Source organism: Brevibacterium sp. Lmc1, from assembly GCF_057654315.1.
Map to the genome: position 1 here is coordinate 911,448 of NZ_CM172803.1, position 12,660 is coordinate 924,107.

Genomic DNA, 12,660 nt, shown 5'->3' on the forward strand with positions numbered 1-12,660 from the left:
GTGAGAGGCTTGCGGGAACGCGACCCGGGCGCGAATCCACAGAGTGTGAGAATCACGCGCAGTCGTCTCCGCGAGCCCCTCATCGTTCTGGTTGATGTCGTTGTTCTCAGCCGGGTGGCCCCGACGAAAAACACCACTCAAGGCTAGTCCTCTCAGCTCTCATGGCAACCCCGATTGCGCGGGAACCCCCCCGATTCCGAGGTTGTGAACAGCTCGTCGCAGGTCCGTCTAAAGTGGTTCCATGCGCCTTCTCACCAGCTTTGATGATCGTGATCCCGTTCCCTGGGCCAACGGTGCCGGGGAGACGACCGAGCTCGTCTCCCTCGCCGACTCCGAGAATCTGACCCCGCTTGCGCGGTCGTGGCGACTGAGCATCGCACGGCTCGATCGCACCGCCGAGTTCTCCGTCCTGCCAGGGATGGAGCGCACCTTCCTGCCCACCGCCGAGGTGGTGCTGTCCGTCGACGGTCGAACACACCGCATTCCCCGGCTGACTCCGCTGCGCTTCCTCGGGGACCGAGCCGTCGTGCTTACTGAACTGGGTGAGCCGTGCTTCGCAGTCAATCTCATGGTCGCTCAGTCGGATTCGGTCGACCCGCCTCGGCGAGAGCTGGCGATGATCGGCCCCGACGAGGAACACGCAGTGAGGGCGGACGACGGCGCCGCCTTCCTCCTCACCCTCGCGTCGAGCCCGGACCGCCCGCGTTTCCAGCTGTTCGAACTCACCGGTTCCGACGGTCCGGCGGACCGCCTCGGCGGAGTCCTCCTGCGTTGAGGGAAGACGGGGCCCACACCGCTGGGGAAATGGTGTGAAGCGCGTGTCTGCCGCATCACACCGGTCGTCGTTTTCGCAGGTCAACACGCCTATCCGCGGTCGGGTGGGTCAGCGATCTCCCAGACTGCGAGGGGGTGGGTCAGGATGCCCGCACACTCGAGTCCGATACTGGTGAGAAGTACGTGTTTATGGAGGACCATTGGCATCGAATCACGGCGAAACCGACCAGACGGACAAGCAGCGGACGACTCCCGGCAGTGAGGCTCCGCCGAGCGCGCCGCGGCACTCTCAGACTCTGCCGCTCATCACCGAGGAGATCGCGGAGAGGCCTCGGACCGAGACGGCGCCGACCGAGCATGTCACTACTCCGGTGATGCCGCCCAATCCGATCCGCCGTGACGATCGGACCGGAGCAAGTCCGGCGAAGAGCGTGTCGACGGAGACCGTGGGCACCGAGGGCGGGCAGCGGACCGCCTCGGTGCCGTCGAGGGACGGAAGCCAGGCGGAAGAAGCGGCTGGCGGTGCCGACGAGAAGAAGTCCGAAGGGCGAATTTCAGCCACCCAGCTGATCGCGGGTGCCGGTGCCGCGGCGACCTCCTCGGTCATCGGCGGTCAGCTCGGCGTCGCCGGCACCGTCGTCGGCGCGGGCATCGCGAGCATCGTCACCGGTCTCGCCGTCACCCTCTACGGCCGCAGCCTCGACAAAGGCAAGGAGAAGATCCAAGAGGTCGGCTCCAAGCTGGCCCCGGCCGTCAAGGCGAAGATCGCAAAGAACCCCACCGCGAAGACCGCAGCTGTCGATCAGACACTTGCCGAGGATTCGGCCTTCGCCCCGCCGGAGCCCACCAGTGGCCATGCGACTGCGTCAGCCGCCTCGGTGCCGCACGACAGAACAGCCGAAGACGGCGACAGCAGTGAAACCGAGAGCGAGCCCCGCTCCTGGTGGCAGAAGCTGCGACGCAAACGAGTCCTCTACCCGTTGACGATCGGCGTCGCCGCCTTCGGAATCGGACTCGGCGCGGTCGTCGTGGCCGAGAACTTCACCGAAGCCGATATCTCACCGGGCACCTCGCAGATCTCACGATCAGTGACCGGACAGTCGACGAACGACGAATCCGTCACCGACGACGGAACCTCGAACTCCGGGAGCGCAGGAGACGAATCGTCGAGCGGATCCGGGTCGAGCGCCGACGGCGGTCAGAGCTCATCGAACAGCGGCTCGAACACGCAGAACGGTCAGTCCACCTCGGCGGGGGAGACCGGCACCGAAGGTGCGGCCGAGGGCCAGGACTCTCAGGGTACGGACACGACGACGGGCACGAGCGATTCCACCGGCGGTTCGACGAGCACCGACGGCACCGAAACGAGCAGCGGTTCCACCTCGACCGATGGCACCGGCAGCACCGGGGACACCAGCGGCGGCACAAACAGCAGCACAGGCTCCGGATCCGGCTCGGACGGTTCGGGCAGCGGTTCCGGCAGCGGCTCGTCGGGTTCGGGCGGATCCGGAACCGGCGGCTCGACCGGCGGTTCCGGTGGTGGGTCGGCCGCCTCGGCGGAGGGGTGAGCCGGACAACGTCGAGGACGGGAATTTAGACAGCCCACCCTTGGTTGTATGAAGTAGAGAACATCGCTAGGTTGAAACCAACTCCGACAGTGTTCTGCCGAAGTCGGGATAACGAGACTGGGCGAACGGCGCTCAGCCGATCGATCAGCTGCACCGGCGGGAACCGCATCTCACCGGTGGCCGTGATCGCGGGCTGGGCGACGACGCCTGAAATCAAACGGTTGAAGGAGATGTTATGACGCAACATACAGATCATGAATATGCCGGTCACGACAATACGAAGGCATCGACGACCGAGTCCGGTGCGCCGCGGGAATCCGATGCTCACTCGCTGAGTGTGGGCGCGAACGGGCCGCTGCTGCTCCACGATGTGGCTCTGGTTGAGAAGCTTGCTCGCTTCGACCGTGAGCGTGTTCCCGAGCGCAGCCCCCACGCCAAGGGATCCGGCGCATTCGGTGAGCTCGAAGTCACCGAAGACGTCTCCAAGTACACGAAGGCCGACTTCCTGCAGCCGGGCAAGAAGACCCCGATGCTGGCCCGCTTCTCCACCGTCGCCGGTGAACTCGGCTCGCCCGACTCATGGCGCGACGTGCGCGGATTCGCGCTGAAGTTCTACACCGAAGAGGGCAACTTCGACATGGTGGGCAACAACACCCCCGTGTTCTTCGTCCGCGATCCCATGAAGTTCCCCGACTTCATCCACTCGCAGAAGCGCACCCCCGATTCGGGTCTGCGCAGCAACAACATGCAGTGGGACTTCTGGTCGCTCTCGCCCGAGTCGGCCCACCAGGTCTCCTACCTCATGGGACCGCGCGGTCTGCCCAGGAGCTGGCGGAACATGAACGGCTACTCCTCGCACACCTACATGTGGATCAACGCCGAAGGTGAGAAGTTCTGGGTCAAGTACCACTTCCACACCGACCAGGGCGTGGAGAACATGAGCAACGAGGAAGCCGGTCGGATGGCTGGCGAGGACGCGGACATGCACCGTCGCGATCTGTTCGATGCCATCGAGCGCGGGGACTACCCGTCCTGGACCTTCAGCGTGCAGATCATGCCGTACGAAGAAGCCAAGGACTACCGCTTCAACCCCTTCGACCTGACCAAGACCTGGTCGAAGAAGGACTACCCGCTCATCAAGGTCGGCAAGTTCACCCTCAACGAGAACCCCTCGAACCACTTCGCGCAGATCGAGCAGGCTGCCTTCAGCCCCTCGAACACCGTGCCGGGAACCGGGCTCTCGCCGGACAAGATGCTGTTGGGACGCGTGTTCTCCTACCCGGATGCACAGCGCAACCGCATCGGCACGAACTTCAACCAGCTGCCGGTCAACGCCCCTGTCACGAAGACGAATTCGTATGACAAGGAAGGCCAGATGCAGTACCACCACTCGGGTAATGCACCGGTCTACGCCCCGAACTCGTACGGACGTTCCTTCCAGGACGAGCAGGGACCGGTCGACAACGGCTGGGAGGCCGATGGCGAGCTGGTCCGCAGCGCCTACAGCCTGCACGCCGAGGACGACGACTTCGGCCAGGCACACACCCTGGTTCGCGAGGTCTACTCCGAGGAGGAGCGCCAGGGGCTCATCGAGACTGTGGCCGGCGCACTCTCCGACGGAGTCGAGGAGCCGGTGCTGTCGAACGCGATCCAGTACTGGAAGAACATCGACGCCGAGGTCGGCGCAGCCATCGAGGCCAAAGTCAAGGGCTGACAAGCTCTGAGACTGTGAGCGTCTGACCGCTCGGAATTCGGCACGAGACGGCGGCCCGGAACCTCCCCACCGCGGGAGCGTCCGGGCCGCCTTCTCTTTTTCTCTTTTCCAATTACTACCTGACGGCGGCCCAGCAACCTCGCGCCAGGTTGCTGGGCCGCCGTCAGGTAGTTCGTGGAGTCAACTGAGGTGGGCGGCGCGTTGGGCGATGCGACCGCCGGCGAGGACCATCTCGACCTGACGCGGCGACAGGCCATGGCGGAATTCGAACTTTCGGCCGGCCGCCTCGGCGGTGATCGTCGTCCCTTCGCCGAGCTCATCGCGCAGACCACGGAACTCAAGCACATCACCCTGGGACAGGGATTCGTAGTCGGCCTCGTTCGTGAACTCGAGAGCGAGGACGCCGAAGTTCGCGAGGTTCTGCCAATGGATCCGCGCCAACGATTTCGCCACCACGACCCGCAGTCCGAGATAGCGCGGAGCGATGACCGCATGCTCGCGTGAGGACCCCTGACCGTAGTTGTCCCCACCGACGATCGCGTGCCCTCCGTCGTGGTCGGCGGCGCGGGTGGCATAGGTGTCATCGATCTGGATATAGACGAACTCGGAGATCTTCGGGATGTTCGACCGATACGGCAGAACGCGGGATCCGGCGGGCATGATCTCGTCGGTGGAGACGTTGTCGCCGACCTTGAGCAGGATCTCCAGATCGATGTCATCGGGCAGCGGTTCGAAGTCCGGCAGGGTCGAGATGTTCGTTCCCTTCACGAGCTCGACCGACCGGGCTTCCTCCGGTCCCAGCGGTGGGACGAGCATCTTGCGGTTCGCGGAGTACTTCTCGGGTAGCCGCACCTCGGGATAGTCCATGTCGAGATCGCGAGGATCGGTGATCTTCCCGGTCAGCGCGGCAGCGGCTGCGGTCTCCGGCGAGCACAGCCACACGGCGTCCTCGTCGGTGCCGGACCGGCCGGGGAAGTTCCTCGGCATGGTGCGCAGACTGTTGCGCCCGACCGCCGGAGCCTGGCCCATGCCGATGCAGCCCATGCAGCCGGACTGGTGGATCCTGGCCCCGGATCCCACCAGAGAGGTCAGCCATCCGCCGGCGATGAGGTCGGCAAGGACCTCTCGTGAGGTGGGGTTGATGTCAAGTGAGATCTGCTGGTGGATCTGGCGGTCGGCAAGTGTTTCGGCGACGACGGCGAAATCCCTCAGACCCGGGTTCGCCGAGGAGCCGACGACGACCTGGAAGACGTCTTCGCCGGCGACCTCGCGCACCGGAGTGACATTGCCCGGCGACGAAGGTGCGGCGATGAGCGGCTCGAGCTGGGAGAGGTCGATGGCGTCGGTGAGGTCGTATTCGGCGCCCTCATCGGCCTCGATGCGCGTGAAATCCTCACCGCGGTCGACGGCTTCAAGGTAGTCGCGGACGGCATCGTCGGCGGGGAAGACCGTGGCGGTGGCGCCGAGCTCGGCACCCATATTCGCAATCACGTGACGGTCCATGGCCGTGAGGCTCTTCAGTCCGTCCCCGTGATATTCGATGATCTTTCCGACTCCGCCTTTGACGCCGTGGCGACGCAGCATCTCGAGGATGACGTCCTTGGCCGAGACCCAGTCGGGCAAAGTGCCCGTGAGTTCGACGCCCATGATCTGCGGCGCGCTGATGAAGAGGGGTTCACCGGCCATGGCCATGGCGATCTCGAGCCCGCCGACGCCGATCGCGAGCATTCCCAGGGCGCCGGCAGCGCAGGTGTGTGAGTCGGAACCGATGAGAGTGGCTCCGGGCTTTCCGAATCGCGACTGGTGAACGGGGTGGGAGACGCCGTTGCCGGCAGGGGAGAACCACAGACCGAACCGTGCCGCGGCAGAGCGGAGGAACTCGTGGTCCTCCGGGTTCTTCTCATCGGTCTGCAGCAGGTTGTGATCGACGTACTGCACGGACAGTTCCGTGCGGATGCGGTCGAGGCCGAGCGCCTCGAGCTCGAGCATGACCAGGGTGCCCGTCGCATCCTGGGTGAGAGTCTGGTCGATCCGGATCCCGAGTTCGTTTCCGGGAGCGAGCTCCCCGGACTCCAGATGTGACCGGATGAGCTTCTGAGCAACGTTCTCAGCCATTGTCCGCCTCCTTCGGCAGTCAGCGATCCACCGAAGCCACTCGGTTTGCGGTGGTCAATCCACGCTAGTCCTCGACCGACGGGTTCTCAAGGTCGGTCACCTCCTGCGACCGGGTTTGCGCGTCTCAGAACTACCCGACGGCGGCTCAGCAACCTCGCGCGAGGTTGCTGAGCCGCCGTCAGGTAGCAATTGGGGGTGTTGGGATTGGGAGGTGAGGAGGATACTGGGACTATGCCGGAGCTGCCCGAGGTCGACGCGCTGGTCGACTTCCTGCGTCCTCGGCTGGTCGGGGACTTCGTCACCCGCGCGGACATCGCCGAGCTCAGCCTGCTCAAGACCGTCGACCCGAGCATCGATGCGCTCGCCGGACTTGCAATCACCGAGGTGGCCCGCCGTGGGCGAGCCCTCGTCATCGGTCTCGACGGACTTAACCTGGTCTGCCGGTTCGCCCGAATGGGCTGGCTGAACTGGCACGACACCGCACCGAATGGTCCGGTCCGGATGGGCAAGGGGCCGTTGGGAATGCGCGTAACCCTGGCCTCGGGAGCCGCCTTCGACCTCATCGAACCCGGATCGAAGAAGAACGCCGCCGTGTCCCTCGTCCGTGACCCCTCCGAGGTGCCCGCCCTCGCCTCGCTGGGTCCCGACGCCCTGAGTCTCACCGTCGACGAACTCGCCGCGGCACTGTCCGAGTCGACCTCCCGGATCAAAACGGTCCTCGAAGATCAGAGAATCATCTCGGGCCTCGGCAATGCCTATACCGATGAGATCCTCCACGCTGCGAAGCTCTCCCCGTTCGCAACCGCGAAGACCGTCGACCCGCAGACGCTGCACACCGCCATCCATGAGGTGCTCGATGCCGCCCGCACAGCCCTCGTCGGCCTGCCGCCGGGCAAGATCAAAACCGCGAAGAAACGCGGATTCTCCGTTCACGGCCGCACAGGTGAGACCTGTCATGTCTGCGGGGAGACCATCGCCGAGGTGTCCTTTGCCGACAAATCCCTCCAGTACTGCCCCGGCTGTCAGACCGGCGGAAGGAAGCTCTCCGACCGTCGAATGGACCGCCTCCTCAAGTGATGCGCCTCCTCAAGTGAGGTCCGACCACCGGCATGGACGGCACCATCGACAGGATCTGTACCGCGCTCACCGCACTCTCACGCTGGGCGGAGGCGAAAATGGCGGTCGGCGATGCCATGGGCACGCAGGGCCACCTCGGTGATGTCGGTGAGGAACTCATCCCGGGATGATCGCTCATCGGCGGGAGTGTGGATGCGCTGCACGAGCGTCTCGGTGATTCCGCCGACGAGGACGATGCTTGTGAGGTCATTCGACGCCGCCGGCGCGGTCAGGCCGTAGGCGTGATCGAGTTCGTCGAAGGCTCCCTGCACCGAGGCGGCCAGCAGTCGCATCGTCTGATGACGCCGTTCCTCGAGTGAGTCGCAGATGCCGACGGCTTCTACCTCGAGGACGCGAGCCTTGCGCTCGTCATCGAGCATCGGCGACAGGGCCGCGCCGACGATCAGCCTGGCAGCTTCGGCCAAAGTGGCGTCAGAGGGGATCTGCGCCTCGTCGAGGACCGTGGTGATCTCCTCGTTGAGTTCGATGTAGAGGTCTTCGAGGAGACTCTCCTGAGTCGGGAAGAGCTCGTAGAAGGACCGGCTGGAGACCCCCGACTCCTGGCACAGGGCTTGCACCGAGGTCTTGCGGAACCCGATCGTTCCGTAGAGCTCGAGCGCCGCGTCGAGCAGGCGCGTACGACGCGCCGAATCCCGTTCCGACCGCAGGGTGCCGTGCCAGCGACGTGGGGACGAAGGCTGGGCCGGAGAAGAATCCATCCTCCCATAATAGTGAAAATTCATATTTTCACTGGCATACTCTGTGACATGGCTTACATGATTCGACAAGGTCGTCGCGCACCGGCCCCCACCGCCCCGATCGCCCCGGACCCCTCACTGCCGAAGGTCTGCATCATCGGAGCGGGATCCTCCGGCATCGCCGCCGCGAAGACGCTCTACACCTCAGCCATCCCCTTCGACTGCTTCGAAAAGGGCAGCGAAATCGGCGGCACATGGCTCTTCGATAACCCCAATGGTCAGAGCGCCTGCTACGAGACCCTGCAGATCAACACCTCGTGCCCGCGCATGGCCTTCTCCGACTTCCCGATGCCCGAGCACTACCCGCACTACGCCAGCCACGATCAGGTCTTCGACTATTTCCGTGACTACGTCGACCACTTCGGATTCGGTCACACGATCACCTTCAACACCGAAGTCACCGATGTTCGCCGAGGCGGCCGTGGCGGTTGGGATGTCGACATCAGATCCGGAATAGGTCAAGATGCCGTGTCGGAGACCCGGCACTACGATGCCGTGATGGTCGCCAACGGCCACCACTGGGATGCCCGCTGGCCCGACCCTGCCTACCCGGGGGACTTCGCCGGCGAACAGATCCACGCCCACGACTACCGCAGCGGTGACCAGCTCGAGGGACGTGATGTGGTCGTCGTCGGTGCCGGCAACTCGGCCATGGACATCGCCGTCGAAGGCTCGCGCCGGGCGAACAACGTCACCCTCTCGATCAGACGCGGCCAATGGGTGATGAAGAAGACGATCATGGGCATGGCGGCCGACCAGATCGTCCTGCCCGGGTGGGCCCCGTGGTGGATGACCTCGGCCCGGCTGCGCCTCGGCGCGATCCTCTCCGGCGGGTTGAAGAAATACGGACTGCCGGTGCCCGGCCACACGCCGGGCCAGTCCCACCCCGTGCAGTCGGATGCCATCCGGGATCGCCTCAAGGCCGGTACCGTGACGGTGCGTCCCGGGATCGAACGCCTCGAGCGCGACCGCGTCGTCTTCACCGACGGAACCTCGGCCCCGGCCGACCTCATCGTCTGGGCCACCGGGTACCGAGTGTCGTTTCCGTTCTTGTCCTCCGACGTCGTCGATGTCGCGAACAACGACCTGCCGCTGTGGAAGCGGATGGTCCACCCCGACCTGCCGGGGCTGTTCTTCATCGGCCTGCTCCAGCCGGTGGGTGCGGTCATGCCGCTGTCCGAAGCCCAGTCGAAGCTGGTGGCGAAGATCCTCACGGGATCCTGCGAACTGCCGAGCAGCCGGGACATGGTCAGACAGATGGCTCGCGATGACCGCCGGAACAAGAAGCAGTTCTACGATTCGCCCCGGCACACGATGGAGGTCGACTTCGACCACTATCTGTGGGAGATCGACCGGGAGATGAAGAAGGGAGCTATCGCCGCATGAAACGCTCCGGCACGACCCGCGGGAAGATCGTCGCCGTCACCGGAGGGGCACGCGGAATCGGCAAGGCGATCGCCGCACAGTTCACCGCGGCCGGCGCTCGAGTCGCCATCGGCGACCGCGACCTCGAAGCGGCCGAGGACACCGCCGCGGAACTGGGAGTGCGCGCCTTCGGCCTCGACGTCACCGACCCGGAATCCTTCGCCGATTTCCTCGAATTCGTCCGCCGCGATCTCGGCCCCGTCGATGTGCTCGTCAACAATGCCGGCATCATGTGGGTCGGTTCCTTCGACGAGGAACCGAACGGAGCGGCTCGCGCTCAGCTCGAGGTCAACCTCCTCGGCGTCATCAACGGAATCAAGACCGCAGCACCTGCCATGCGCGAGGCCGGGCACGGTCACCTCATCACGGTCGCCTCGGCGGCATCGATCCTGCCCACCCCGGGCGAGGCGACATACGCGGCGACCAAACACGGAGTGCTTGGCTACCTCAAGGCTGTGCGCACGGAGATGCGCGGTACCGGGGTGCACTTCACCGCCGTCATGCCCGCCGTCGTCGACACCGTCCTGGCCGCGGGGACCGGCACCGGTGCGGGTCCGCTGCTGCGTCCCGACGATGTCGCGGCCGCCGTCGTCCGTGCGGTCGCCCGGCCCCGTTTCGAGATCACCGTACCCGGCTTCATCGGTCCCGTGACCCGCCTGGCCGATCTCCTGCCGCAGCCGGTCAGGGACCGTATCTTCGGGGCCATGGTGCCCGACCAGGTCGCGCAGGTGAGGGCCGACGCCCGCGCCGGTTACGAGGTCGCGGCGTTCACGACCTCCCGCGCGGGGCGCGGTCAGGGGTGGGCCGCCTCGGCGGAATAGTCCTCCAGATCTATCCGTTGTGCAGAGGTGCGGGCCATCTGAGGCCCGGACATTCTGCGAATGGAGGAAAATTTGACGTCACGGAAGCAGATCCCCGGCACCGACCTGTCCGTCTTCCCGATCAATCTCGGCACGAACACCTTCGGGTGGACGGCCGATGAGGCGCAGTCCCATGCCGTCCTCGACGCCTTCGTGGCAGGCGGCGGCAATTTCCTCGACACCGCCGAGTCCTACCCTGCGTGGGTGCCCGGCAACACCGGCCGCGAATCCGAGACCATCATCGGCACCTGGTTGGACTCGCGGGACAACCGCGATGACGTCGTCATCGCCACGAAGGTCGGCGACCATCCCGAGCACAAGACGCAGGATCCCGAATACATCCGCACCGCCATCGACGCCTCACTGGAGCGTCTGCAGACCGATCACGTCGACCTCTACTACGCCCACCGTGACGATGAGGTGACCCCCATCGCCGAGGTGGCCCGCGCCTTCGATGAGATCGTCCGTTCCGGTAAGGCCAAGCACACCGCGGTGTCGAACTATTCGCCGGCGCGTCTGGCCGGGTGGTTCGCAGCGGCTGAGGACGAAGGGCTGGTCAAGCCGGTCGCGATCCAACCGCAGTACAGCCTCGTCTATCGGCGGGAGTTCGAGACCGATCTGCGCCCAATCGCCGAGCGGCGGGATCTCGCGGTGTTCTCGTACTTCAGCCTTGCCGCCGGCTTCCTCACCGGCAAATACCGCACCGAAGCCGACCTCGAGGGGGCCGATCGGGGTGGCATGGTGCAGGGATATTTCAATGCCGAGGGGCTCAAGGTCGTCGACGATCTCGTCGCGATCGCTGATTCGCACGATGTCGCTCCGACGACTGTGGCGCTGTCCTGGCTGTTGGCGAATGGCGTGACGGCGCCGATCGCCTCGGCCCGCACACCTGAGCAGCTCGAGGCGGTCATGGCCGCGCCCGGGCTCGAGCTCAGCACCGACGAGGTCGACCGTCTCGACCGGGCCTCGACACCGTTCGCTGTAGAAGAACCGTCCTGACTTCCCTCCCAATTACTACCGGACGGCGGCTCAGCAACCTCGCGCGAGGTAGCTGAGCCGCCGTCAGGTAGCTCTAGGGGTGTCTCAGGCGACGATTTCGTCCTTGGGCTCGACGGTGTGGGCAATGGCGGCGCCGATGACCGTGCCGATGGCGATCGTGAAGAACGTGGTCGCAGCCGCCAGCATGCTGCCGGCAACCCCAGCGCCGTCACCGAATTCGATCTGTGAGGCATTGAGGAGCCCGAACGACCCGGGGGCGACGACGAGGAACGCGGGCACGAAGCTGATCCGCCAGATCGGGCCTTTCGGCAGGCGCGAGAGCACGACGGCCACCACCGATGCGGTCAAAGCGCCGGCCAGACCGCCGATGGCCGCACCGAATTCGGCACCGATGCCCAGCTGCGCCAGCGCGGCCGCAGTGATGGTGAGGACGATCGGCACGGTGTGCTCGAGAGGGGTGTGCAGATAGATGATGAGGCCCAGTGTCGCGGCGGCCACGCCCAGGGCGGAGAGCCACCATGTCGAGGCGGTGAGCTGGGAGTTCGCAAGCGCCTCGGCGCCGGTGCCAGTGACGACGGCGGCACCGGCGACTCCGGCGATGAACATCGCCAACTGGACGGTGGCCGAGACGAGCCGGGAACTGCCTGCCGAGAGGGCGCCGGCGGAGATCTCGGTCAGCCCGGTGACCACGGCGCTGCCGGGCAGCAGCAGCGCCAGGGTGGCGACGATCGTGCGCAGGGGACTGTCCAGCCAGTCGAGGCGGAAGCCGATGAGGATGAGCACCGCGACGATGAACGCCGAGGCGACCGGCAGCAGCGGTCCGAGGCTGGGGTGGCGGGCGTTGACGGCGAGCACACCCGCGACGATGAGCGAACCGAGAGCGGCGAAGGCGAGGTTGACCAGTCCCGGTTCGAGCAGCAGGCACAGCCCGACGCCGACGGGCACCGCGCCGAGGCAGGTCACCCATCCGGGCCAGCGCGGGGGAGTGCCGTAGACCTCGGCCTCGATCATGCGGCGAGCGGCGTCGATGCCGAGCCGACGCGACCGCACGGCGTCGACGATGTCGAGCAGCTTCGCTGTCTGGTCGAACCGCAGGTCAGGACCGATGCGTTCGAACCGGGTGGGACTGCCGGGGCCGATGGTGAGGAACAGGCCCTTGGGAAGAGCTGCGACGTTGATGGACTTCAGGCCGACCGCAGGTGCCAGCCCGGTCAGAGCGTCTTCGACATCGACCGAGGAGATCCCACCGGCGAGCAGCCCCGTCCCGATCGTCACCAGCAGCTCCTGTGCGGGGACGGTCTTTTCGCTTGCCTCGTGCACTCCCAATCCCT

10 protein-coding genes are annotated in these 12,660 nt (G+C 65.7%); 7 read left to right on the forward strand and 3 right to left on the reverse strand.

From position 1 onward, the window contains the following. The first annotated feature begins 241 nt into the window (after positions 1-241). The 3 genes from AC239G_RS03880 (at position 242) to AC239G_RS03890 (ending at position 4,056) form a co-directional block, all read left to right on the forward strand. Positions 242-775 carry a HutD family protein gene (locus AC239G_RS03880; protein WP_487489853.1) on the forward strand — a complete coding sequence of 178 codons (534 nt, stop codon included), beginning with the start codon at positions 242-244 and terminating at the stop codon, positions 773-775. A 199-nt stretch (positions 776-974) separates the two neighbouring features. Then, a complete protein-coding gene (locus AC239G_RS03885) occupies positions 975-2,342 on the forward strand; it encodes a hypothetical protein (protein ID WP_139469151.1) in 1,368 nt (455 codons plus the stop codon). A 235-nt stretch (positions 2,343-2,577) separates the two neighbouring features. Continuing rightward, positions 2,578-4,056, forward strand: a complete 1,479-nt coding sequence (locus tag AC239G_RS03890; RefSeq protein WP_434593824.1) for a catalase — start codon at positions 2,578-2,580, stop codon at positions 4,054-4,056. A gap of 180 nt (positions 4,057-4,236) precedes the next feature. On the opposite strand, the gene AC239G_RS03895 is transcribed toward AC239G_RS03890, so the two are convergent. Continuing rightward, entirely contained in the window at positions 4,237-6,171 is a 1,935-nt protein-coding gene (locus AC239G_RS03895; protein ID WP_482401448.1) for an aconitate hydratase, read from the reverse strand. Positions 6,172-6,402: 231 nt separating this feature from the next. On the opposite strand from AC239G_RS03895, the gene AC239G_RS03900 reads away from it, so the two are divergent. Continuing rightward, a complete protein-coding gene (locus AC239G_RS03900) occupies positions 6,403-7,248 on the forward strand; it encodes a DNA-formamidopyrimidine glycosylase family protein (RefSeq protein ID WP_139469154.1) in 846 nt (281 codons plus the stop codon). 77 nt (positions 7,249-7,325) lie between these two features. Here AC239G_RS03900 and AC239G_RS03905 read toward each other — a convergent pair whose 3' ends face one another. After that, positions 7,326-8,006, reverse strand: coding sequence for a TetR/AcrR family transcriptional regulator (locus AC239G_RS03905; protein ID WP_180345638.1), 681 nt, complete (start codon positions 8,004-8,006; stop codon positions 7,326-7,328). A gap of 48 nt (positions 8,007-8,054) precedes the next feature. On the opposite strand from AC239G_RS03905, the gene AC239G_RS03910 reads away from it, so the two are divergent. Genes AC239G_RS03910 through AC239G_RS03920 form a run of 3 tightly spaced genes read left to right on the forward strand, consistent with a single transcriptional unit; the run spans position 8,055 to position 11,329 of the window. Further along, complete coding sequence (locus tag AC239G_RS03910; protein WP_181272260.1) at positions 8,055-9,431, forward strand: flavin-containing monooxygenase; 1,377 nt, start codon at positions 8,055-8,057, stop codon at positions 9,429-9,431. Continuing rightward, entirely contained in the window at positions 9,428-10,291 is an 864-nt protein-coding gene (locus tag AC239G_RS03915; RefSeq protein WP_487489854.1) for an SDR family oxidoreductase, read from the forward strand. The genes AC239G_RS03910 and AC239G_RS03915 overlap by 4 nt, the downstream gene beginning before the upstream one ends. A 60-nt stretch (positions 10,292-10,351) precedes the next feature. Further along, positions 10,352-11,329, forward strand: coding sequence for an aldo/keto reductase (locus tag AC239G_RS03920; protein WP_181272258.1), 978 nt, complete (start codon positions 10,352-10,354; stop codon positions 11,327-11,329). Between the two features lie 84 nt (positions 11,330-11,413). Here AC239G_RS03920 and AC239G_RS03925 read toward each other — a convergent pair whose 3' ends face one another. Continuing rightward, entirely contained in the window at positions 11,414-12,649 is a 1,236-nt protein-coding gene (locus AC239G_RS03925) for a threonine/serine exporter family protein (RefSeq protein ID WP_482401451.1), read from the reverse strand. Positions 12,650-12,660: the final 11 nt, after the last annotated feature.

Excerpts from the sequence above, each read along its gene's own strand:
- AC239G_RS03880 (WP_487489853.1), top strand. The coding sequence starts at position 242 with ATGCGCCTTCTCACCAGCTTTGATGATCGTGATCCCGTTCCCTGGGCC.
- AC239G_RS03890 (WP_434593824.1), top strand. The coding sequence starts at position 2,578 with ATGACGCAACATACAGATCATGAATATGCCGGTCACGACAATACGAAG.
- AC239G_RS03895 (WP_482401448.1), bottom strand. The coding sequence starts at position 6,171 with ATGGCTGAGAACGTTGCTCAGAAGCTCATCCGGTCACATCTGGAGTCC.
- AC239G_RS03900 (WP_139469154.1), top strand. The coding sequence starts at position 6,403 with ATGCCGGAGCTGCCCGAGGTCGACGCGCTGGTCGACTTCCTGCGTCCT.
- AC239G_RS03905 (WP_180345638.1), bottom strand. The coding sequence starts at position 8,006 with ATGGATTCTTCTCCGGCCCAGCCTTCGTCCCCACGTCGCTGGCACGGC.
- AC239G_RS03910 (WP_181272260.1), top strand. The coding sequence starts at position 8,055 with ATGGCTTACATGATTCGACAAGGTCGTCGCGCACCGGCCCCCACCGCC.
- AC239G_RS03915 (WP_487489854.1), top strand. The coding sequence starts at position 9,428 with ATGAAACGCTCCGGCACGACCCGCGGGAAGATCGTCGCCGTCACCGGA.
- AC239G_RS03920 (WP_181272258.1), top strand. The coding sequence starts at position 10,352 with ATGGAGGAAAATTTGACGTCACGGAAGCAGATCCCCGGCACCGACCTG.